Here is a 24604-nt window from a genome sequence, read left to right as displayed (position 1 = left end):
TAATATATTTTCAACCGGAAAATGTCAAGTACTGTATTGTTTTTTAAGTGATCTGCTGGTGCTTTGTTTTTTCTTCATCTACTAGTGTTCTACGCAAAATTTTACCGACAGTTGTTTTAGGCAACTCTGAACGGAATTCATATATTCGTGGTACCTTATATGCAGCTAAATTGGCTCTGCAATATTTATTGAACTCTTCTTCTGATACTTGATAACCGTCTTTTAAGACAATGTAGGCTTTTACTGTTTCCCCTCGATAAGGATCTGGTACACCTGCAACGACGCACTCCTGTACAGCGTCATGTTCATATAAAATCTCTTCCACTTCACGAGGATAGATATTATAACCACCTGCGATGATAATATCCTTTTTACGATCGACTACAAAGAAATAACCATCTTCGTTCATATAACCTAAATCTCCTGTTAACAACCATCCATCACGTAAAGTCATCGCTGTATCTTCTGGGCGATTCCAGTAACCTTTCATCACTTGTGGTCCTTTTACAGCAATTTCGCCTATCTCTCCAACCGAAAGTGGTTCTGTTGTATCTGGTTTGAAAATGATCGCATCTGTATCTGGCCATGGGACACCAATTGATCCCCTCACACGTTCATTTGACCAAATAAAATTAGCATGTGTTACAGGTGATGATTCACTTAAACCGTAACCTTCGACCAGCTTTCCGCCAGTAACTTTTTCAAATTTTTCTTGTACTTCAACAGGTAAGGGTGCTGAACCGCTTATACATGCCTTAATGGATGAAAGATTATATTTATCAATATCAGGATGATTTAACAAGCCAATATACAGCGTTGGTGCACCTGGAAATAGCGTTGGCCTTTGTTTTTGAATCGTTTTTAAGGCTTCAGTTGCATTAAATTTCGGCAGCAATACCATCTTATCTCCTCGCATAACGGAAAGAAGTAAAACCGTTGTCATCCCATAAACATGAAAAAACGGCAATATCCCCATGATCACTTCTTTTCCTGGTACACATTCAGACATCCATGCACTACACATTTGTACGTTTGATACTAGGTTTTTATGTGTTAGCATGACACCTTTCGGAAAACCTGTTGTTCCACCCGTGTACTGAAGTAAGGCAATATCCTCTTCATAATCGGAATCTACTTTAAGATTATTTATGTTGCCGATTTTCATTATTTCTGAAAAAAGATGATTCGGACCGCTATGCTCAATCGCTACTTTAAAGCCATACTCTTTCTTTTGAACAAAAGGATACAAAAGATTTTTGGGGAATGGCAAATAGTCTTTTATACTTGTCACAATCATATTCTCTAAATCAGTGTTTTTCCAAATCTTCATAATTCGAGGATAGAGGATATCCAAGGTGACGATTGCTTTTACACCTGCATCTTTTAGCTGATACTCTGCCTCTCTCTCCGTGTAAAGCGGATTTGTTTGAACGACAGTACCGCCTGCATATAATACGCCATAATATGAAATAACACTTTGAGGACAGTTCGGCAGCATGATCGCTATACGATCTCCCTTTTCAATTCCTATCTTCACTAAATAATTTGCAAATTTTAATGCGGATTCATATAATTCCTGATACGTAATATCCTTACCCAGAAAATGAATCGCAATTTTTTTCGGAGTTTTCTCAATAGCTCGTGTCAAATATTCCTGCAATGGAATGTCTTCATATTTCATCGTCGTAGGAATATTAGGCGGATAGTTCTTTAACCAAATCTTTTCAGTCAATCGATACTCCTCCTTTATTTTACAAATTGTAAGAATATTTCTAAGCTTAATTATAAGTAAGAAGGGCAGCGCTTTCAATTGAAATTCATTAATTTTACGATTTTTCTAGATATATATTACATATTCGAGCATCAGGGTTCCGCAGTTCTGTTTGTAAAATGGCCTGATCTGCTCAAACGACTATTGTAGTCTCTACCTTTCACTTGGCAATTTGCTGGTTGAAAAGTGAAAATCGCTGTTGCTCCTTGTATTTCCATGCCAAACCGATAATACTGCTTCACACCCGTGTCTATTTTTTAATTCACTATTCTTCGCTTCTATTTTGTAATGGATTTTTGCCAGTGCTTTAAATTTCTCCGTATTTGAAAGGATTGTTGTGACTGATGAATTCAAATGAGGGCAAAAATTCCTGATTACTCTCTATTTTTGAAAAACCCACCACTATTTTAAGCTCTAAATGAGTAATTGGCGACGTAAATATTTTCATTCGTGGATACAATTTGTTTTTTCGTGGATAGAAGAGTCACTTTCGTGGATAGGGCCTCTTCTTCCGTGAATGGGAGGTCATTTCCCATGGATAAGAGAGTATTTCCCGTGGATAGGATTTTGAAGAACCTTTGAAGAGGAGCTTTTCGGGCAGGTGATCCCCCATCTATCTTTCTCGTTTCTCACAATATCTTAAAATGGGGGTCTTACTGCCCGTTAAAGCAGGATAAAAAAATCCGAACAAATAGAGAATTCTTATTAGAACTTCTATTCACTGTTCGGATTTTTCATCGGCTAAAATGCTTTTGTCCCAACTTACTTTTGGGACAATCCCAACGATATGAATCTTAAACTTTTGTGGCTGAAATAGGCATATTCTTTAATGCATTAAAAGATAAATAACTCCTGTAAGAATAAAGAGAACACATACAACCATTAATGCTTTTGCTAAATTTTCCATCTAAATACTCCTAATCCTAAATAACTAAGAAATACTTGCACCTATAACAAATGATAAACCAACTGAAATCGTAAAGGAAACAAAACCTACAGATCGATTATCTTGTTCAATTTCATGATCAATATTAAATGTTGGTGTCAAAAATTCAAAAAGAAGATACGCAAAAATAAGTAAGATAAATCCAAACAATCCCCATCCGATCATTTCAATCAATGAATTATGACGTTCAATGGAATAACGAAATATATTGCACACCCCTAAAATTTTACCACCAGTTGCTAATGCTACAGCAATATTGCCATTTTTTATCTCTTGCCAATTTTTATATTTTGTTACAAATTCAAATATGGCCATAGCTACGATAAGACATAGGACAACCAGACTAAAATAACCCGTTGTTTCAACAATTGGATGATGCCAAAAGTTATTTGGTAACATAAAACCCCCACTCTCTTTGCTTTCTCCTATTTTAAATCCACGACCGTTACTCCATATCCGCCTTCTCCCGCTTCACCATAGCGGTATGACTTGACTCCTTTATGACGTTTCAGTAGTGATTGAATACCTTGTCGAAGTGCGCCGGTTCCCTTACCATGGATAATGGTTACACGATGATAATTAGATAATAATGCATCATCCAAATATTTTTCAGTTCGGATCATGGCATCTTCATAACGTTCCCCACGTAAATCCAGTTCAAGCTTTACATTCGATCGGCGATTGCGAACTGTTGCAATAGAAACGGTATCTTTTGCTTTTTCAGGTTTGACATATTCCAAATCAGATTCTTCCAGTTTCATCTTCAAAATACCGATTTGAACAATCCATTCTTTATCCGAAACTTTTTCAAGCAATATCCCTTTTTGACCATAGCTTAGTACTTTAACTTCATCGCCCTTTTGTAAATTGACAGCTCGAGCGTTTGCTTGACGCTGTTTTTTCAGTATGCGATTTTCTTCAGGAGCGGCCTCTTCAAGTCGTTTACGAGCTTCAATAATTTCATGCTCTTTCACAACTTTATTGGCATTCAAACGCATTTTATGAAGTTCATCGATGACTTCTTCAGCCTCTTTCTTCGCGTCTTCTACTATTTTACGAGCTTTTTCCTTTGCTTTTTTCACAAGCTCTTCTTTGTTCTCTTCATACTCTTTTAGTTTTCCTTCAAGCTCTTCTTGTAATTTTTCTGCATTCTCTAAAAGTTGGTGCGAACGTTCTGCATCTGCCTCAGAACGACGACGACTTTCTTCAAGAGATGCAATCATCGATTCGACTTCATGACGATCTGTACCTGTGAAAGATTTGGCACTATTAATAATATGCTCTGGCAATCCAAGTCTTGTAGAAATTTCAAAGGCATTACTGCGCCCAGGTACTCCTATTAGTAAGCGATACGTTGGGCTGAGTGTTTCAACATCAAATTCGACACTTGCATTGACAACACCTTGTCGGTTATATCCATATGCCTTCAACTCAGGATAGTGTGTTGTCGCCATAACACGAGCTCCTCTACCATGAACCTCATCCAAGATCGAAATGGCTAAAGCGGCCCCCTCTTGTGGGTCAGTCCCTGCACCTAATTCATCAAATAGGATAAGTGAACGCTCGTCGAATTTTCGTAAAATGTCCACGATATTGACCATATGGCTGGAGAATGTAGACAAACTTTGTTCAATCGACTGCTCATCACCTATATCAGCAAACAATTGTGTAAATACGGACAGTTCCGAACCGTCTAAAGCAGGTATTGGAATACCGGCCTGCGCCATTAATGTACATAAACCAACTGTCTTTAATGTGACAGTTTTACCACCAGTGTTAGGACCTGTAATGACGATCGCCGTAATATCACGACCAAATTCGATATCATTAGCTACTGCTTCATCGATTGGCAATAATGGGTGGCGTGCTTTTCCTAATTTGATATATCCAGCATCATTCATAATTGGCATTGTGCACTTATAAGCCTGACCATACTTTGCTTTTGCCAAAATAACATCAATTTCACCCAGTAATTGAACCAATAAAAATAATGAATGGGCAACTTCTTGCACTAATGACGAAAGATGAAGCAATATTTTTTGGATTTCAACTTTTTCTTTTGCTTTTAAACGATGGATCTCATTATTCGCTTGAACGACTGCATCTGGTTCAATATAAAGCGTTTGACCTGATGCGGACTGATCATGCACGATCCCACCATAATGTCCTCGATATTCTTGCTTGACCGGAATAACGAAGCGATCGTTCCGAATCGTAATAATGGAATCTGAAAGCATTTTGGATGCGTTACTACCGCGTGTTAGACTGGCTAATTTTTCACGCACTCTTCCCTCTTGAGCACGAAGTTGTTGCCGAATAGAGCGCAATTCAGAACTAGCGGAATCCATCACTACTGCATTGTCATCGATACAGGAATTGATCTCATGCTGTAAACCTGTTAAAACAGGAATATCATTTTTCTTTTGAATGAAAGATGGAATTTGAATCACATCTTCCTCCTCAATACCTTCGATAAACTCGCGGAAAATGCGACTTGCTCGAATAGTACTTGAGATTTCCATCAATTCTTGAGGGCTTAACATCCCACCAATTTGTGCTCGTTTTGCATGAGGACGAATATCAAATATTCCTCCCATTGGCACAGTTCCTTTCACGCGTAGAATCGATAGACCTTCATCCATTTCATCTAATAATGCTTTTACTTGCTCTAAATCTGTTTCAGGTACTAATTGTTCAATGGCTGATGTACCAATCGAGCATGTACAATAACTCGCAACCTGAGCACGTACTTTATCAAATTCTAGTGTTTTTAGTGCGCGTTCTGCAATCACTTCAAACACCTCCTATTTCTTCTCTAAAAAATTCACAAAATCATTGAATGACCATGTGTTTACTATATTTTCTTTTTTTAACCATGCTTTCTGAGCATACTTTGTGCCTATCTCCATATAACGTAATTGTTCAATCGCATGTGCATCTGTATCAATCGCAATAGGCACACCTGCTTCTACAGCCATTTCTAAATGTTCCACGCAAAGATCAAGTCGGTATGGATTGGCATTTAACTCTAAAATTTTACCATATTCTTTCGCCCATGCAATAAGTTGAGGTATATCAGGATTATAACCATCTCGTTGTCCGATCACACGCCCAGTTGGATGTGCAATCATATCAACATGAGGATTTTTCATCGCATTATGCAAGCGCTCCATGATTTTTTCCTGCGGTTGTGAAAAACTAGAATGAATGGATGCAATAACGAAATCTAATTCTGCCATCACATCATCCTCAAAATCGAGCGATCCATCTGGTAATATATCCATTTCAGTTCCAGCCAATAATCGGAAATTCGGATGTTGTGCATTGAAGGCCCAGATCTCTTCTCGCTGTTTCATCAAGCGCTCTGGCGTAAGACCGTTCGCTACTTTTAGGTATTGCGAGTGATCCGTGATAACTGCATATTGATACCCTTTTGCCATCAGCGCTTGTCCCATCTCATGAATAGCATTGGCACCATCAGACCAAGTCGTATGCATATGCAAATCAGCTTGAATATCGCCAAGCTGTACAAGCTTTGGAATGTCGTCTAAACGATCAAATTCATGTGTGCCTGCACGTACTGTCGGTGGGATAAAAGGCAGATCAAAATAATGAAAAAAATCTTTTTCAGTGTGAAATGTTAAAACTGAGCCATCTGACTGCTCAACACCATATTCACTAATTTTTTCTCCACGTTCCTTTGCAATTTGTCTCATACGAACATTATGCTCTTTTGATCCAGTAAAATGATGAAGAGCAGTTGCATATTCATCTTGTGATACCAAGCGAAAATCAACATTCACATCTTCTATATGTAAAGTTACAGATATCTTTGTATCTCCAGCTGCAATAATTTCTTTTATAGCCAATCTGGTTAATAGTGCTTCTTTTACCGCTTCTGGTTTGTTAGTCGCGATGATAAAGTCAACATCCTTACTTTGTTCCTTTACACGTCTAAAACTTCCAGCAACTGAAAACTGTTCAATATCAGGTATTTGCTGTAGTGTTTTTTCAATTTCACCTACTATTTCTTCCAACAACCATATTGGATGAAATTCTGCTCTTTGTCCAAAAGATTCAAGTTCCTTTAATATCTTTTCCTCTGTCTTTTTGCCAAAACCAGAAAGAGTAGATACTTTTCCTTCCTCACATGCTTGCTTCAAACTTTCTGCCGAATCGACACCAAGCTCTTGATATAGTTTTGCAATTTTCTTACCACCTAACCCTGGCAGTTTTAATAGTGGTGGCAACCCTTTCGGAACCTCTTTTTCCAATTGTGTCAGTACCTCAGATTGTCCATTTTCGATCAAATCATGAATAACTGCGGCTGTTCCTTTCCCAATGCCTTTAATCGCTGTAATATCTTCTATTTCATTGATACTACGAGTATCTGCTTCTAATGCAGCGGCAGCTTTGCGGAATGCTGCTATTTTAAAAGGATTGGCCCCTTGAAGTTCTAAATAGAGAGCAATTTTTTCTAATGTGTGGATGATTGTTTTTTTATTCATCATTTTCCTCCTCGAACAAAGATAAAATGAAAAAGGCACGAATGTTGGTTAAACAGCATTCGTGCTTTTGGCTTTTTTAAGCTACGCCTCTCATTATTTCATATACACAAACCATAAATGTTGGAATACTTTTGATAAAATCGGTGTGTATTCAAGCATAAGTGTTGTTAAGAAAGATCCTTCAATATATTTTTGGATGCCGTCTATTGGCAGTAAAGCTAATACATACAGTACAATAAAAATAAGTAAGTATGCTTCCACTACACCTAAAACTCCACCTAATAGACGATTTAAACCACCCAAAATCGGAATATATCTTAAAAAATCAAATAACGATGCTAAAATTTGTATTGCGAATTTTACAACAAAGAATATTAACGCAAATGCTAGTAACTGATAAAAAGTTTGGCTTAAATCTAATTGCTCAACGGCAAATTTTAATGTAGTATTTTCATCAACGGAAGGATATGGAATCCACAATACTAATTTTTCCGCTAAAGGCTTATAATAGAGATAAGCTACTATAATAGATATTAAAAAACCAGCCATCTGGATTAGTTGCACGATCAACCCTCTTCTAGCACCACTTACTAATCCAGCAACTAATAATATAATTATGACTAAATCAATCATTCACTTCATCCTTTAATTTTTTCAATTGTGATTCTAGTATTTCTACCTGTTTGTTTAATTTTAAGTAATCGTTTACTGCGTTACAGGCAGTAAGGACGGCTAATTTGGCACTGTCGAGGCTTGGATTTGCGCGCTTAATCATTCGCATTTGGTCGTCAACACTTGCCGCTACAAATCGTAAATGTCCAGGCGATTCTGTTCCAACTATATTATATGTTTGACCGTAGATTTCAACTGAAACTCGATTTTTTTGTTGCTCTGACAAAGCCGTAACCTCCTTCAAAGTCCTATTTCTTATGATATCATGAAGTATCTAAGTTGTGAATGATTTGAGAAGAAAGGAATATTAAATATGTCTAATATTGTTATGAAGCTAACTTCAACAACACAAAAAGAAATAATGAACTATTATTCTCAAAATACGATCGAACGTAAAGCCCCTGGTGTTATCTTTGCTGCAAAGCTTCCAGACTGTGCGATTACCATCTATTCCTCTGGAAAAGTAATGTTTCAAGGTGGTGGTTGCGAGCGTGAAGCAAAGCATTGGGAAGCATCAACGGAAGATACACCTACTATGACGTTATCAAAAGGGGATGCGTTGCCTAAAAATCTATCTTCTTTGGCCGTTATGGGATCCGATGAAACTGGAACGGGCGATTATTTTGGTCCCATCACGGTGGCAGCCGTTTATGTACCACAAGACAAGATCGAACTGGTCAAAGAACTAGGAGTTAAAGATTCTAAAATGCTCAAAGATGACTATATGCTCCAAATCGCACCTGACTTAAAAGCGACATTGCCGCATTGCGTATTGACACTCCATAACGAAAAATACAATACCGTTCAAAAAGCAGGTACTTCACAAGGAAAAATGAAAGCATTGCTCCACAACCAAGCACTATGCCATCTTCTTAAAAAAATTGCACCCGAAAAACCAGAATATGTACTGATCGATCAATTCGCAGAAAGAAAAACCTACTACAATTATATTAAAAATGAAAAAGAAATCGTAACAGAAAATGTATTATTTGCAACAAAAGCCGAACAAATTCATGTTGCTGTAGCAGCCGCATCTATTTTAGCTCGCTGTGCATTTTTACAGGAAATGGATAAATTAAGCCGTCAAATCGGTATCACATTACCAAAAGGGGCAAGTCATCAAGTAGATGAAATAGCAGCACAAATCTTACTAGCACAGGGTGAAGAAGCTCTTTACAGCGTAACGAAGTGGCATTTTGCGAATACCCGAAAAGCTTCTCATATTGCTTCAAAAAAACGTAATTTTTAAATGATCACCTTCTTCAGTATAGCTGAACAATTATTGCAAAGTTGTAACCATTCTATATTTTTTCAGCTATAAGTATGGGGCAGCAGCAAAATCTGTTCTTGATGTAAAACTAGATATGTTATATGGTACAATCTTATCCATAAATATAATGGATTTACTGATTTCCACTACAGTTTGCTCGTTTCTTGCGCCATGTGTTATGATATTTGCAAAAAAGTGCCAATAAGGGATTCTACACCTTATTGGCACTTTTCTATGCTTCATATGATCAAATTATTGACTAGACTGGATCGGTTCATCAGCGATCAATTCGATATCTTGTAATTCTGTTCCATGAATATGATCAATATTGAATTTTTTTACACGTTTATTTACGGGAATAATTTCTGTATGGAAATAGATTGGAACAGTTGTTGCCTGCTCACTCATATACTCTTGCCATTTTGCAAATGCGTTGCTGCGGTAAGATTGATCCATTGCAGCGACAGAATCTATATCTTTTAACAGCTTTGTTAGATCACTAGAAGCAAAGCGACTAAAATTGAAAGCTGCATTTTTGGCATATAGTCCTACTGGTGATGGATTCGAACCTATCTTCCAAGCCGCTATGAACATATCCATATTCTTATCATCAGCCTGTACTTTATTGTAGAAATTATTAAATTCGATCGGGTGACCTGTTGTATACTCAACTTTCAATCCTACAGCTTTCCAATTTTGAATATAGAATTCATCTATCTTTTCCTCATCATCAGAACCAGCCATTGTTGCAAATCGGATTTTGAACGCTTTCCCTTTTGGATCTTCACGATAGCCATCATGGTTTATATCTTTATAGCCAGCCTCATCGAGCAATTGTTTTGCTTTTTCTGGATCATATTGATATCCATTTAAAGAGCCATCATAAAACGTTTTAAATGAAGGTGGTAATAATGCATTCGCACGAGTGCGAAGATGATCATAATATGTTTTTGTGACTTGTTCCACATTCATCGCATAAACAATCGCTTTTCGTAAATTTATATTCCCCATTTTAGCTTTCGGATTTGTCCTATTGATCCCTTTTTTGGTATCATATTTTCCTAATTTAAAGCCTAGATAAGTATAAGCCAATTCATCGCGTCCCAAGATATCAATATTATCGAAATTCTTGATGGCTTGATAATCATTTGGTTTGTAGCCAGATATCATATCATATTTGCCATTTTTAATAGCAACAGCTGCAGAAGCAGATGGAACAGCTTCTATCACAACTTTATCTAGCTTAGGTCTTCCCTTATAATAATTTTTATTTGCCACCAATTGAACGGATTTCCCTTTGACCACTTTATCAATTACGAATGCACCAAGCGTGACTGGCTTTTGACGTACTGTATTAGATTTCCCTAAATTTTTTATCTTTATATTTTTTAGCTGATGCTTTGGCGCTGCATAACCCCAAAGTCCATTTCCAATAGAATAAATAGACGGTGATATCTTTTTGAACGAGATTTCCATTGTGTAGGCATCTATTTTTTTAATGCCTGTAATTTTTTTGGCTTTTTCTTTATGATATTCAACGACACCAACGATATTCTGAAAATCCGTATCATAACGAATACCTGTGTAATCTTTATCTGCGATTATATAATATGGATAAATCACATCGTCAATGGTGAATGGGTGACCATCAGACCACTTGACATCTTTTCTAATTGTAATGGTTGCTTTTTTTGCCGGCACATCCACGTCTAATTTGGCTAAACCCTCATTTCCAATGAGAAAATCCTCTTTTAATTCAAAAATTGAATTAGAAGCATATTGTAAGATTTCGGCATCATAACGATCCTCATAAAGTTCAGAGCTGAAAACTCCTTGAAATGGGGAATCGGTGACTAGCCCTACTTTTAAAGTTCCTCCTTGAATCGCTTGTCCATCATTTTTTGTTTCAATCGACCATAAACCTGTTTCTTTTTTACTTACCTTCTTTTCCACCTTCGTATTTAAATCTGTTCCATCACAAGCCACTAATGCAAAGAACCCTACGCACATAAGCAACCCTAAAAAGCAGATTTTTTTCCTCATTCCTTCTCTCCTTTTATGAAATTAATTTTTATACCTATGAAGCAATTTCATAATGCTAGATTATATATCCATAGATTTTTAAATCGGTTCATGCTTGTAAGAAATATATAAACTTGACCAATATATTCTATGCTTACTATTCGTATAAATATTAATATCAATAGAAAAGAAAAAAGAGATGAATCCAAAAAATCATCTCTGCCTTGATTTTTTGTTTCATCTCTTTAATGCATCGTTTTTTTATCCCGCGTTAACGGGCAGTAAGCCTCCCACTGATGGAAGTTTCAATTTATCGCAGCTCTGCGCCTGACTCCGTTAATGCTGCTACTACCTTATCATGAGCAGCTACTACTTCGTCATCAGTAAGCGTACGTTCTGGTGTAAAGTAAGTCAGTGTAAATGCTACTGATTTCTTTCCTTTTTCCATTTTTTCGCCTTCGTAAAGGTCGAATACATGAACATCTTTTAATAATTTACCGCCTGCTTTATGGATAATTGCTTCTATATCAGCTGCTTTTGTAGTACGATCAACGATTAGCGCAATATCACGTGAAACAGATGGGAAACGTGGAACAGGAACATATACTAGTGGATCGATAGGAGCTGCAAGAACAGCTTCTAGATTTAATTCCATCACATATGTTTCTTTGATACCATTTGCTTTTTGTTGTGCTGGATGTAATTGGCCTAGGAAACCGATACGTGTACCATCTAAGATTATGTTTGCTGTACGTCCTGGATGTAAACCATCGACTACAGCCGTTTCATACTTAACACGATCTGTTAAATCAAGTTTAGCAAATAAAGCTTCTAAAATTCCTTTTAATACAAAGAAATCGACTTTCTTCTGTTCACCTTGCCAAGCATTATTCAACCAATCCCCAGTCATAACAGCTGCAAGATGTTCTTCTTCTTTTGGAAGACCTTCTTCTGTTTTACCTAAAAATACGGAACCTATTTCATAAAGAGCTACGGAATCTTGCTGACGAGCAACATTATAAGTGACACTTTCAATAAGATGTGGAAGAATACTTTGACGCAAAGTGCTACGTTCCTCACTCATGGGCATTAAAAGACGTGTTGTTGGTGCAGTTTCTAATGCGTATTTTTGTGAAAGCTCATCAGATGTAAGTGAGTAAGTCAATGCTTGATACAAGCCCGATCCTTGCAATTGATGACGGACAATACGGCGTTTTGCTTGATATGAATTTAAACCACCTGCTTTTGCCTCACTGACAGGTACTGTGGCTGGAATTTCATCATAACCATACAAACGAGCAATTTCTTCCACAATATCTTCTTCAATCTTGATATCTTGGCGGCGAGTTGGCGCATCGATATAAAGTCGACCGTTAGCTGTTTCTACATCAAATTTCAAGCGATTCAAAATAGAAACCATTTCATTAAGAGAAATTTTCATACCAAGACGTGCATTCACAAAATCTGGTGAAACGATGACTTTTGAAGGTGTTTTATCTAATTCATCGAAAACAACAGACCCAGATAATACTTCCCCACCTGCCAGTTCAGTTAATAATTGTGCAGCGCGCTCTGCTGCAGGGATTATACGGTTTGGATCAATTCCTTTTTCATAGCGAGCACTTGCTTCACTACGCAAACCAAGGTCTTTCGCTGTATAACGAACAGATAGACCATCAAAGTATGCTGATTCAATCACAACAGTGGTTGTTTTTTCAGTTACTTCTGAATCCAATCCACCCATGACACCAGCTACAGCAACTGGTTCTTTTCCATTAGTAATCACAAGATTCTTTGCATTTAATACGCGATCCTGACCATCTAATGTTGTCATTGGCTCGCCTTCTTTTGCCAATCGAACGACGATTTCACCGGTACCAAGCGCATCATAATCAAATGCATGAAGTGGTTGTCCATATTCCATCAAAATATAGTTTGTAATATCCACAACATTATTTAAGGGACGAACACCAGCGGCCATCAATCGTTGTTGCAACCATAATGGAGATTCAGCGATTTTCACATTTTTCACAACTTTTGCTGTGTACATTGGGTTTATCGTTGGTGCCTCTACACGAACGTTCAAAACATCTTCTGCTTTTTCAGTAGCTACCTTATGACTCGTTTCTGGAAGCTTGACATCTTCAGAAAGAATTGCTGCTACTTCATAGGCAACACCTAACATACTCATGGCATCTGAACGGTTCGGTGTCAATCCCAATTCAAGAACAACATCGTCTAAACCTAATGCCTCAATAGCATCCATACCGATTGGTGTATCATCAGGTAATACATAAATACCATCTGCATATTTTTTCGGTACAACTTTTCCTTCAATTCCTAATTCTTGTAGGGAACAGATCATACCGTTGGATACTTCACCACGAAGTTTCCCTTTTTTGATTTTTTTACCGCTAACGTAACCGTTTGGACGAACAGCCACGATTTTTTGACCTTCTGCAACATTTGGAGCGCCACAAACAATCTGTGAAAGCTCTTCTTCACCAAAGTCAACTTGACAAATATTTAAATGATCTGAATCAGGGTGTTTTTTTATTTCTTTAATTTGACCGACCATTAACTTTTTTAAACCTTGTGATAGGTGATGGACCCCTTCTACCTCAATTCCTGAACGGGTGATTTTTTCTGCTAAAACTTCAGGTTCTAAACCTTGTAAATCAACATATTGTGATAACCATTTTAAAGAAACTAACATGTCTACCCCTCCTTACTCTTCTATGCGATGAAATTGTGATAGGAATCGTACATCATTTGTATAGAAATGACGAATATCATCCACCCCATATTTCAACATGGCGATACGTTCTGGTCCCATACCAAATGCAAAGCCAGATACTTTTTTAGGATCATAGCCAGCCATTGAAAGGACATTGGGATGAACCATGCCGGCACCAAGAATTTCAATCCAACCTGTATGTTTACATACGTTACAGCCTTCACCACCACATTTAAAACAAGAAATATCCATTTCAACAGAAGGTTCTGTGAATGGGAAGAAGCTTGGACGGAGACGGATTTCACGGTCTTCACCGAACATTTTCTTTGCGAAGATATCCAATGTACCTTTTAAATCACTCATACGAATATTTTCGCCAACCACTAATCCTTCAATTTGCGTAAATTGGTGAGAGTGCGTCGCATCATCATTATCACGACGGAATACTTTTCCTGGGCAAATGATTTTAAATGATGCACCTTGTTTTTTCTCCATCGTCCGTGCTTGTACAGGAGATGTATGTGTACGCATCAAAATTTCTTCTGAGATATAAAAAGTATCTTGCATATCACGTGCAGGGTGACCCTTCGGCAAATTCAATGCTTCAAAGTTGTAATAATCTTTTTCAACTTCAGGACCTTCTGCCACTTCATAGCCCATAGAGATGAATAAGTCCTCGATTTCTTCGATAACTCGAGTCAATGGATGGGCATTGCCTACATTCACTGAACGACCTGGTAATGTTACATCGATCGCTTCTTTTTCTAATTGTTCTTGGATTGCTTTCTCTTCAAGCTCTGTTTTACGGACATCATGGATCTGTTGAACTTCTGCACGTACTTCATTAACTAACGCACCCATTTTAGGGCGTTCTTCTGCTGGAAGTTTCCCCATTCCTTTTAATAAATCCGTAATCGGACCTTTTTTACCTAAATATGCAACGCGGACTTCATTCAATTGTTTTACATTTTCTGCCGCTGTGATTTTTGCTACAACTTCTTTTTTTAGTTGAGTTAGTTGCTCGATCATTGCCATTTATAAATTCCTCCTTCCAAAATAAAAAACCTCATCCCAAAAAGGGACGAGGTTATATTCGCGTTACCACCCTAGTTATTGCCAATCAAAAATGCAATCACTTCATTCGCTTAACGGCGTTTCACCGGCCTACCTTTACAGTAATAACACTGGTCCCGGTGGCTGCTAACGGAGTGAACTTCCATCTATCAACACCTTATACACGCTTTCAGTCTATGACGTGCACTCCCTAAAAGGGTCAAATGAATGTACTCTTCCCGCTCATTGCATTTCATTATTGTTCATTTCAATATTTATCATACTCAACCATTATACGCAATTCAGCACTTTACTTCAAGTTTAGAATCATGTTGCAAAATAATAAAGCACAATCCCTGTTGCAACTGCTACATTTAAAGATTCTGCTCTACCCATTATAGGAATTGTGACATTCAAATCTGTCTTTTCTAAAAAATCAGGATGAATACCACTACCTTCATTGCCCATAATAAGTGCAAATTCCTCTTTTCTTTCTACTTGATTGTAGAGCACTGCATTTTCTAAGGCTGTTCCGTATACAGGTATTTTCTTTTCTTTTAATGAATCGATCCATTCACTTAACTCGCCTCGCACAACAGGTATGTGGAAAATGGAACCTTGTGTTGAACGTACTGTCTTAGGATTAAAGGGATCAGCGCTTCCTTTTCCTAAAATAACTGCGTCGATCCCTGCAGCATCCGCAGTCCGGATCATCGTACCTATATTTCCAGGATCTTGAACAGCGTCAACTAGCAATAGTTTTGTCCATTTCTTTTGTTCTTTCTCTGAGATTGCAGGTTGTTTTACTTGAGCAAAAATCCCTTGTGAGTTTTCTGTTTCTGCAAATTCTTTCGCTACTTGAACAGTGACTTCCACCACAAAAATATGATCGATATTCCAACTTACTGGAATAGCTACATCTTCCCTTACAATCAAATGGAGAATTTCACTTTTGCTTTTAATCGCTTCTTCTACTAAATGAAAACCTTCTACGAGAAATTCTCCTGAGCGTTCACGTTCTTTTCGTGTTGCCGCTAATTTTTTCCAATGCTTCACAAGGGCATTTTGTGGAGATTCAATTCTTTTCATCTATTCTTTACCGCCTTTATGAAATCGCCAAGACAATTTTACCGAACTGGTGATTTTCTTTTAAATAATCAAGTGCTTTTTGTGCTTCTTCTATTGGAAAGACACGATCTATAATGGGATGCGTATTGAATTTTTCTAAATGTTCGATACATGCTCTAAATTCTTCACGACTTCCCATCGTTGTCCCCAATAACGTATATTGTGCGTAAAAGAATTGTCGCAAATTAAGCTCGACAGTATCTTCAGTCGTTGCGCCAAACACTACTATTTTACCACCTTTTTTTAAAACCGCTAGAGAACGATTGAAAGTCGCACGTCCAACACTGTCAATCACTAAATCGATCGTTTCTTCTTCCAATTCTTTTGACCAATCACTATTTGTATCGATTGCAAGATCTGCACCGATTTTTAATGCAGCTTGGCGTTTTTCTTCTGAACGCGAAGTAACGATGACTCTAGCCCCAATATTTTTGGCTATTTGAATTAAAAATGTTGCTACTCCGCTGCCAGCTCCAGGAATAAATACGGTTTGTCCTGCTTGTATTTGTCCTTTCGTAAACAATGCTCGATAGCCTGTTAATGGTGAAATACCAATGACTGAAGCTTCTTCAAGAGATAAATAAGCGGGTTTTGGCTCTAGTTGTTCAGCAGAAATAGCAATCTTCTCGGCAAAAGTCCCATTATCAGGTAAACTTAATATCTCAAAATCCTCGGGTGGAAAATCAGAATTTTCATACCAACGTAATGATGGATTGATAATAACCTCGTCGCCCACTTTCCAATTCGTTACACCATTCCCTACTTCCTCTACGACTCCTACTGCATCGGACCCAAGAATCAATGCCTCGCGATCATTCCCTAATCGACCTGCTGTATATAAATCACGTCGGTTCAAACCGGCAGCCTTAATAGCTACTAACACTTCACCTGATTTTGGAGCTGGTGCTGGCATATCTTTTACAAGTAATTGTCCCTTTTCAAATACAACTGCTTTCATCAAATCTTTCCCCCTTATATGTAAAACTTTTCTACAATAAGTGTACCAAATGTATGTATAACAATCGAGTTATAGGCAAAAATATCTTTAGGAGGGATGCCAAGTGAATTTTCAAATTCGTGATGCTATTAAACAGAATGTCTCTGGGAATAGTCCGGAACAATTAAAGGATATCGTGGAAGATGCCATTAAACGTGGTGAAGAACATCTACTTCCAGGATTAGGCGTATTCTTTGAAACATGGTGGCAACAAGCAGAAAAAAACGAACAGGAACATTTTTTAAGTGAGTTATCAAAAGCTTTAGCTTAACATTAGTAAGTAGTACAAGCCAAAACCATGGTTTGTGCTACTTTTTTAGTAGAGAGGAAGGAAGGTTGACTAGTCTCTAGAAACACTTTAAAGACTGGGTAAAAGTTGTCACAATCAACGAAGAATCCGAACAATAAAGTAAAGCTTCCATCAGTGGGGGTTTCTCCATCTCCTACTGAACTTTTAAGGATAAAGTTTTTCGCTAAATCTAGCACAACGTAGGACTTAAGTTTTCTCCTTCGTGGATACAATTGGTTTTTCCGTGGATTGGGAGGCTCGTTCCGTGTATAGGATAGTCTACTCCGTGGATGGATGCCTATTTCCCATGGATAGAACTATATTTCCCGTGGATGCCCATTCCCCATGGATGGAATGCCTTTTTAGGCCTATATCCAATACATTTTCTAAGTTTCTCCTTATCCAGCCATCTGTCTTTATCTAAAAGAATCGGGTTCTTAAAAAATAGCAAACCGCTATCGATATTTAATTTTCTCCTCATTTGATTTATAATTGAATCAATTTCATAAATCATTTTCTTCTTAAAAAATCCGAACATTTAATAATAACCAATTTTGATAGTTGTGGAGCGGAAGACGGCGACTCCTCGAAAATGCATGCGCATTTCCTTCGTGCGGTGTGAGTTCAAGGAGGCTTATTCAAAGTCCTACGGGAAAAGCTTGAGCTGAAAGCCCCGCAGGAACGTTTTAAGGGACAAAGCCTAAGTTCGCCACGTCCTGTGGCAACGGCTTCGGGGTCAACATCGTGTCGACCCGAGGAGATTGAAGCCAAGCCCGTGGAAAGCGCCGTCTGGAGTGGAACAAAAACTTCTGAATATTAACGTTCATGTTGATTAGAAATGTTCGTGTTTTTCATCTGGATTTTGCATTATGAAATTGATTCAATTATTAGAAAATACAGATTTTTTGAGAAGAGGAGAACGAGCATATGACTACAACTGACACCATTGTTTCTGCATTAAAAGATATTTTAAGTGATGAGCAAGTAACAGTAAATGAAACCATACGAGAATTACATAGTAAAGATGAATCCTATCATGAAGGGCGATTGCCGGATGTTGTTGTTTTTCCTTCCTCTACAAAAGAAGTCAGTGATATCTTAAAAATTGCCAATGATTTTGGAATTGCCGTTATTCCATTTGGAAGAGGATCTAGTCTTGAAGGTCATGTGATCCCGATCAGACAAAGTATCACGATTGATTTTTCATGGATGAATAAGATTTTAGAAATTCGCCCCGGAGATTTGCTTGTGCGTGTTCAACCTGGTGTCACAAGAACGGAATTGAATAAAGAACTTAAAAAATATGGTCTTTTCTTCTCCGTAGACCCCGGAGCAGATGCTTCACTTGGTGGTATGGCTGCTACAAACGCTAGTGGTACAACGGCTGTTCGCTATGGTGTTATGCGTGACCAAGTGCGTGATTTAGAGGTCGTGCTTGCAGATGGACGAGTCATCCATACAGGAAATTTAGCCGCGAAATCTTCTTCTGGCTATCATCTCAACGGCTTGTTCGTTGGCTCTGAAGGTACACTCGGCTGCTTTACAGAGTTGACCTTACAAGTTTATGGTATTCCCGAATTTGAAACAGCGGCTATTGCTGTATTCCCTGATGTTCAATCTGCCGTTGAAGCTGTGACAGGAATTCTACAAGCGGGTGTTCCAATTGCACGTGTTGAGTTAGTAGATGAACAATCTATTGAACAAGTCAATCAATATAGTGAAACAGATTTTCCAGTGAAACCAACCTTATTTTTAGAATTTCATGGTAATGAAGCAGGGCTTGCACAAGACGTAGAATTTACAAAAGAAATTATGAATGATAGTGGTTGTTTATCAATTCAATTTGAAACAGACACCGCTGCTCGTCATAAACTATGGGAGGCTCGCCACAATTTAGCTTATGCCTATATCCATGGCTTCAAAGGGAAAAAACTGATGACAACGGATGTTTGCGTTTCTATTACAGACTTAGCAGATGCCGTATTATTTGCCCGTGCTGAACTAGAAAAAGTGAATATTCCTGGTGGTATTTTAGGTCATGTCGGTGATGGCAACTTCCACGTATTATTGATGATTGATATGAGTAACAAAGAAGAATTAGCAAGAGCCGAAGCATACAATGAAAAATTAGTACGCTTTGCCATCGAACGCAATGGTACATGCACAGGTGAACATGGCGTTGGCTTCGGAAAGCAAAAATATCAAGTCCTAGAGCACGGAGAAGCATTGAATGTTATGAAAACGATCAAAAAAGCGATAGATCCAAAAGATATTTTAAATCCCGGAAAATTAGTGGATATTCAAGAATCGTTATGACATATGAAAAAGCCTTCCTACAAGCAGTGATTGTAGGAAGGTTTTCTATTTTAAGAATCAATGCTTTTAAGATGATCATATATGTGTTTTGACTCTATAAGTATCATTCTTCTATCTTCAATCGGTTAAGTTTACCATCTTTAAATTCAAACACTTTCCCGTTAATGGAGAAAGGCTTATCCAAATCTAGTCCGATACCTTCTGCAAATTGTGGGAAATAGGTAGCATCCTTTTCGTTAAAACTGTTGACCGATAAGGTGCCGTTCCCGACCAATTCTAATGCTAAAAAAACGCCAATGATCTGATTTGCCTCTTTGTGCTCTTCTTCCGTATAGGATTGAAATACTTTCGAAGAATATAGTTGTTCTGATGTTACAGGCATTCCTGCACTACCAGGCTTCACATATAATTTAGGCGAAAAGTTAGAGTTCACACCTCCACTCGTCAAAGGCGTTGCATTTAACGGTTTACCATTGACTGTTCCAAGAGAATAATAAACGCCTTTTTCAATATGAATGGTATTCGTTTTTGAATCCACTAATTCACTCGGAGAGTTCTCATTTAAAATAGCCATTGTCGATTGAATAAATTCTGCATGTTTTCTCCTCGAAAGTTCAATTTCAGCTTTCTTCGAATCATCTTCCAATACTTTATTGATGTCGAATGTGGTTTCATTTTTTCGAAGTGAGGAGGTTGTTACTATATTTGTAATAGGATTATTAAGATGAACTTTCATGGAATACACCACTCCCTACTCGATTGTTTCTTCAATTTTTACCTGATTTTTTTCAGTTGAGTTTACTAAATTGACTTTACCACTCGCTGAAGTTTCTGAATCTTCCCAGCTAAGTGTTAAATTAGGCGTTATATATCCTCCCGAACTATTAACTTTAGTTACATAAAATTGCGTGGACCAATTTTGTTTTAATGGTTCACCTTCAAAATTAGTATTAAAGATGCCAGAATCCATCCAATAACCATATCCATCCTCATTAAATAAAGCGACGTACGTATCAGCGTAATTCATACCACAACTTAAACAAATACTCCAATTTACCTTAGCAGCTGTAACAACGGCTGTATCTGGAATTGTATCCACATCGGTTAAATCCCAATATCCAGCTTCGGACCAATTATATGTTCCATATACTTTAACAATGGAAGGTGAACTAGAACCAGCACTGTAAATAGAAGCAGCCTTCGTGTTTTGTGGAATAGCAAAAAATAAAATCAGCACCAAAAACGAAATGAGCATTGTGAATTTTTTCAAGCTAATCAATCCTTTCTTTGTTTATTTTTATATAATTATAACCACTAGTGTTGCATAAATATAGTTAGAAAATTCGAACTATTTATTTTCAGGGCTTTGGGGCCAAAAAGTGAATGCTTTATTAAAAGTGGCCCATCCATTTGGATATTATTTACAATTACACTTATGCAACAACGACGATTTTTATTGTTTAAGGTACAGCTTTTCCTTTCATTTTCCGAAGCCAAATAGGTGCTGGCTTCCATAATGCTGCCCTCAAATAACGGCTGATTTGTAGGATTTTCCGTTCACTCTTTGTATCCATTTGAGCTAACACATTCAGGCAGAAAACAATTAGTGCCATAAATACTTGGCTGTAAATCGCATTTTCGCTTTGACCATAGAACTTTTTGATGTTCATATGTTGTTTCATCCATTTAAAAAATAATTCAATGGCCCAACGAGATTTGTACATTTCTGCTATTTCTTCTGGCTCTAAATCAAAACGATTGGTGATTAGATGGAGTACATTTCCTTTGGTATCTAGCACTTTTACTAAACGAAAATAGTTTTCAGCTCTATTTTGAGTAGTACCAATCAATACCATTTGATCAGACAACACATCCGAATCCTCGGGTATTTTAAAATCGTACACTTCTCGAATAACGGCATTTTTCCTTAGCCTAGAAAGAAATAGGCCTCATCGGTCATGCGATCAAAACGCTCGTAATCTAAATAACCACGGTCAAAAACATACATGCAGTCCCGATCGTCTACCATGACTTCTAACTCATTCCGATCATGAACTTTAGCGTGAGTAAGTATAGCTTTTTCTGGATAAGATTCACCTTTTTCCATAAAGACAAGGCGTAAATGGAGTTTCACACCTGCCTTGGTTTTACGAAATTGAGCCCACTTATGGTTCGTTAAATTGAGTGGCAATGTACTAGAATCGACAATTTTCAATGGTAAGACTCTCTTCGAATAGTGTGTCTTGGTGTGAATTTGTCCGACTAAATCAAGAAAGAGATGGAGGAAAATCTCTGGATTTATACCATTCAATCGACGTGAAAGTTGCGAAATACTTATGGATTCTAAGTTTGTACCATCTTGTAAATTTTCATCAAAAAGGCAATCTGCTAAAGCATGTAGACTTTCCGTTTCGTTCAACTGTGCAAAAAGAAGTAATTTTAAAAATGAATCCGTCGTAAATTTTTTCGTATAATAATCTAATTTCATCGTTTTCACTTTTTCTTCAAATAATCGAAAGTTTATCGGCGAAAACCATTGTTCAAATGAATTTTTTGGTGTACTCTTGTCCATGTGAGTTCCTTTATTAGTGGATTTGGACGGGTGATCACTTGCTAAATCCATTATAAAGGATTTTTTTATGGTTAGAATTAAATAATTGAAGATTATGAGCATTTTTAATATTCAGTTAAAATTAATGCAACACTAGTGAATTATAACATAAATAAAATAATATGTTATAATAGAATTAGATTTTTTAAATAATGCTTTCTTTTTCAGAGTCATAGAAAGATCATATTTATGCTTTTTTCATTCTACATAACAATTAATCCTATCTACTATATTTTGCACTCGTAGATCATGGATATAATATACTTTTTTTAGTTTATCGTACAAAACAACTAATTGTTTATAAATGAATCAATTTCATAAATCATTTTCTTCTTAAAAAATACGAACATTTAATAATAACTAATTTTGATAATTGTGGAGCGGAAGACGGCGACTCCTACGGGAAAAGCTTGAGCTGAAAGCCCCGCAGGAACGTAGTGACGAGGAGATTGAAGCCAAGCCCGTGGAAAGCGCCGTCTGGAGTGGAACAAAAACTTCTGAATATTAATGTTCATGTTGATTTAAAACGTTCGTGTTTTTTATCTGAATTTTGCATTATGAAATTGATTCAAATATAGCTTAAAAAATATTTTTCATCGAAAATCGGTTTGATTATATAGTGTAAATAGGCTGTAGCAAAGCTGATGTAGCTCATAGAAGATTAGTATCCAGATGAGAGCGGGGCAATTTAGGGAACGGAACCTTAAAATATATAAATCTTTCACCAGTTTTTTTTAGATTAAAAAATGGGATATTCACTTCATATAATGTTGACCATTATTTACAACATTTACTTTTTCACTCTTAACGTATTATTATATTGAATCGATAAAAAAAGCCGTATTTTCAATAAGATTTATTGAAAATACGACAAATAATTTGACTTGTACATTTATAAAGATTTCAATTTTTGATTAAAGCTTAAATTAAATGATGAAGTGAAGCTTCCATCAGTGGGGGGGTTTTCTTCATCCCCACCGATGGTTAGCTAGACCAATCGAGCTTTTACGGGCAGTTGATCCCCACCTATTTTTCTCGTTTCTCTCTAAACCTTGAGGTGGGGGTCTTACTGCCCGTTAACGCGGGATAAATAAGACTCCAATAAATTTTATAATACTTCTACTTGTTAAAATTGGCCTATTCGCCCAAAATAGAAGCAAGGACAGCTTTTTGCGCATGTAAACGGTTTTCAGCTTGTTGGAAGATAAAGGAGTTTGGTCCATCAATAACGGATGTCGCTACTTCTTCTTCACGGTGAGCAGGTAAACAGTGAAGGAACATATAATCAGATTTCGCATGTGCGACAAGTGCATCATTAATTTGATAGCCTTTAAAATCTTGTAATCGTTTGGCAGCTTCTTCTTCTTGCCCCATTGACGTCCATACATCTGTATAAATGACATCTGCATCTTTTGCAGCTTCAACAGGATCATATGTGTGTGCAACCGTGCTTCCATTTTGCAATGCAATTTCCGCCGCTTTTTTCATATATTCTTCTTTTGGCTCATAATTTTTTGGTGTCGCTACGACAACATCGATTCCGACATGAGCACAAGCAACCACTAGCGAATGCGCTACGTTATTGCCATCCCCGATATACGCTAATTTTAATCCTTTTAGTTCACTTTTTTCTTCAGCGATTGTTTCTAAGTCTGCTAAAGCTTGGCATGGATGAGTTAAATCAGTTAAACCATTGATGACAGGAATAGAAGCATGTTCAGCAAGCTCTTTGACCATTTCATGAGAGTTAGCACGAATCATAATGCCATCTAGGTAGCCTGATAGTACGTGACCTGTATCATGAATCGATTCACCACGGCCTATTTGTAAGTCGCGTGTATTCATATACATTCCTTTACCGCCTAGTTGATTCATCCCTACTTCAAATGAAATACGAGTACGAGTTGAATTCTTTTCAAAAATCATTCCTAAAGTTTTACCTTCTAATAAGGGTGGACAACTGCCTTCTTTGGTAATGACTTTTAGCTTCATCGCAAGATCCAGTAGTCCTTGCACTTCTTCGCTTGTATAATCTGCAAGTTCAAGTAAATCTTTATCTTTTAAAGATGTTACTAACTTCAATTGGACAAGTTCTAATAATTTCATTAAAATCGCTCCTTACATTTGTTGTGATAAAAACCATTATACATATGAATAAATATTAAATCAATTGTATTTTTATTATTTTTTAAATTTAAACATACATGAAGGGTTTAAAATGATCTCACTTTTAGAAATACGAAAAATCTTGAAAAATTATACTCCCTATTCAGCCTAATTTTTT

The 24604-nt window shown here is 37.1% G+C and carries 17 protein-coding genes, 2 pseudogenes and 1 other annotated feature; of the genes and pseudogenes, 3 read left to right on the top strand and 16 right to left on the bottom strand.

From position 1 onward, the window contains the following. Nucleotides 1-43: 43 nt before the first annotated feature. The 7 genes and pseudogenes from FEZ13_RS01050 to zapA all read right to left on the bottom strand — a co-directional run bounded on the left by FEZ13_RS01050 (nt 44) and on the right by zapA (nt 8123). Nucleotides 44-1732: an AMP-binding protein gene (locus FEZ13_RS01050; RefSeq protein WP_146548072.1), complete on the bottom strand. Its 1689-nt coding sequence runs from the start codon at nt 1730-1732 to the stop codon at nt 44-46. Nucleotides 1733-1863: 131 nt separating this feature from the next. Further along, nucleotides 1864-2083 (bottom strand): annotated as a pseudogene (locus FEZ13_RS20350) (hypothetical protein); the annotation flags it as partial. A gap of 619 nt (nt 2084-2702) precedes the next feature. Further along, complete coding sequence (locus FEZ13_RS01045; RefSeq protein ID WP_146548071.1) at nt 2703-3116, bottom strand: DUF350 domain-containing protein; 414 nt, start codon at nt 3114-3116, stop codon at nt 2703-2705. Nucleotides 3117-3142: 26 nt separating this feature from the next. Further along, nucleotides 3143-5509, bottom strand: a complete 2367-nt coding sequence (locus tag FEZ13_RS01040; RefSeq protein ID WP_146551116.1) for an endonuclease MutS2 — start codon at nt 5507-5509, stop codon at nt 3143-3145. Between the two features lie 12 nt (nt 5510-5521). Beyond that, complete coding sequence (polX, locus tag FEZ13_RS01035; RefSeq protein ID WP_186725712.1) at nt 5522-7225, bottom strand: DNA polymerase/3'-5' exonuclease PolX; 1704 nt, start codon at nt 7223-7225, stop codon at nt 5522-5524. Between the two features lie 93 nt (nt 7226-7318). Continuing rightward, complete coding sequence (locus FEZ13_RS01030) at nt 7319-7858, bottom strand: CvpA family protein (protein ID WP_146548068.1); 540 nt, start codon at nt 7856-7858, stop codon at nt 7319-7321. After that, entirely contained in the window at nt 7851-8123 is a 273-nt protein-coding gene (zapA, locus tag FEZ13_RS01025) for a cell division protein ZapA (protein ID WP_146548067.1), read from the bottom strand. The genes FEZ13_RS01030 and zapA overlap by 8 nt, the downstream gene beginning before the upstream one ends. A gap of 87 nt (nt 8124-8210) precedes the next feature. On the opposite strand from zapA, the gene rnhC reads away from it, so the two are divergent. Then, nucleotides 8211-9146 (top strand): ribonuclease HIII, encoded by a 936-nt coding sequence (gene rnhC, locus FEZ13_RS01020; protein ID WP_146551114.1) that lies wholly within the window; start codon nt 8211-8213, stop codon nt 9144-9146. Nucleotides 9147-9419: 273 nt separating this feature from the next. Here the strand turns inward: rnhC and FEZ13_RS01015 are convergent, their stop codons facing one another. The 5 genes from FEZ13_RS01015 to FEZ13_RS00995 all read right to left on the bottom strand — a co-directional run bounded on the left by FEZ13_RS01015 (nt 9420) and on the right by FEZ13_RS00995 (nt 17065). Further along, the gene (locus tag FEZ13_RS01015) at nt 9420-11210 is read right to left on the bottom strand and encodes an oligopeptide ABC transporter substrate-binding protein (RefSeq protein ID WP_146551113.1); all 1791 of its coding nucleotides are present in this window, start codon (nt 11208-11210) and stop codon (nt 9420-9422) included. A gap of 289 nt (nt 11211-11499) precedes the next feature. Further along, a complete protein-coding gene (pheT, locus tag FEZ13_RS01010; protein ID WP_146551112.1) occupies nt 11500-13905 on the bottom strand; it encodes a phenylalanine--tRNA ligase subunit beta in 2406 nt (801 codons plus the stop codon). A gap of 12 nt (nt 13906-13917) precedes the next feature. Continuing rightward, on the bottom strand, nt 13918-14955 hold the full coding sequence (gene pheS, locus FEZ13_RS01005; protein ID WP_146552719.1) for a phenylalanine--tRNA ligase subunit alpha: 1038 nt from the start codon (nt 14953-14955) through the stop codon (nt 13918-13920). Nucleotides 14956-15000: 45 nt separating this feature from the next. Next, nucleotides 15001-15235, bottom strand: a binding site (T-box leader). A 71-nt stretch (nt 15236-15306) separates the two neighbouring features. After that, entirely contained in the window at nt 15307-16068 is a 762-nt protein-coding gene (locus FEZ13_RS01000) for a TrmH family RNA methyltransferase (RefSeq protein ID WP_146551111.1), read from the bottom strand. A 16-nt stretch (nt 16069-16084) separates the two neighbouring features. After that, complete coding sequence (locus tag FEZ13_RS00995) at nt 16085-17065, bottom strand: zinc-binding dehydrogenase (protein WP_146551110.1); 981 nt, start codon at nt 17063-17065, stop codon at nt 16085-16087. Nucleotides 17066-17168: 103 nt separating this feature from the next. Here FEZ13_RS00995 and sspI point away from each other — a divergent pair, with 103 nt between their 5' ends. After that, nucleotides 17169-17375 carry a small acid-soluble spore protein SspI gene (sspI, locus tag FEZ13_RS00990; RefSeq protein WP_146548061.1) on the top strand — a complete coding sequence of 69 codons (207 nt, stop codon included), beginning with the start codon at nt 17169-17171 and terminating at the stop codon, nt 17373-17375. 945 nt (nt 17376-18320) lie between these two features. Continuing rightward, nucleotides 18321-19709: an FAD-binding oxidoreductase gene (locus FEZ13_RS00985; protein ID WP_146551109.1), complete on the top strand. Its 1389-nt coding sequence runs from the start codon at nt 18321-18323 to the stop codon at nt 19707-19709. A 103-nt stretch (nt 19710-19812) separates the two neighbouring features. On the opposite strand, the gene FEZ13_RS00980 is transcribed toward FEZ13_RS00985, so the two are convergent. The 4 genes and pseudogenes from FEZ13_RS00980 to argF all read right to left on the bottom strand — a co-directional run bounded on the left by FEZ13_RS00980 (nt 19813) and on the right by argF (nt 24426). Further along, nucleotides 19813-20445 carry a hypothetical protein gene (locus FEZ13_RS00980; protein ID WP_146548059.1) on the bottom strand — a complete coding sequence of 211 codons (633 nt, stop codon included), beginning with the start codon at nt 20443-20445 and terminating at the stop codon, nt 19813-19815. A gap of 15 nt (nt 20446-20460) precedes the next feature. After that, the gene (locus FEZ13_RS00975; RefSeq protein WP_146548058.1) at nt 20461-20979 is read right to left on the bottom strand and encodes a hypothetical protein; all 519 of its coding nucleotides are present in this window, start codon (nt 20977-20979) and stop codon (nt 20461-20463) included. A gap of 190 nt (nt 20980-21169) precedes the next feature. Beyond that, nucleotides 21170-22281: pseudogene (locus FEZ13_RS00970) on the bottom strand (IS4 family transposase). Between the two features lie 1176 nt (nt 22282-23457). Beyond that, nucleotides 23458-24426: an ornithine carbamoyltransferase gene (gene argF / locus FEZ13_RS00965; protein ID WP_146551108.1), complete on the bottom strand. Its 969-nt coding sequence runs from the start codon at nt 24424-24426 to the stop codon at nt 23458-23460. Nucleotides 24427-24604: the final 178 nt, after the last annotated feature.

This window comes from Rummeliibacillus sp. SL167 (assembly GCF_007896505.1).
In the GTDB taxonomy this organism is placed as follows: Bacteria; Bacillota; Bacilli; order Bacillales_A; family Planococcaceae; genus Rummeliibacillus; species Rummeliibacillus suwonensis.
Note: the sequence above shows the minus strand (reverse complement) of the source record. Positions and strands in the feature narration are given on the sequence as shown.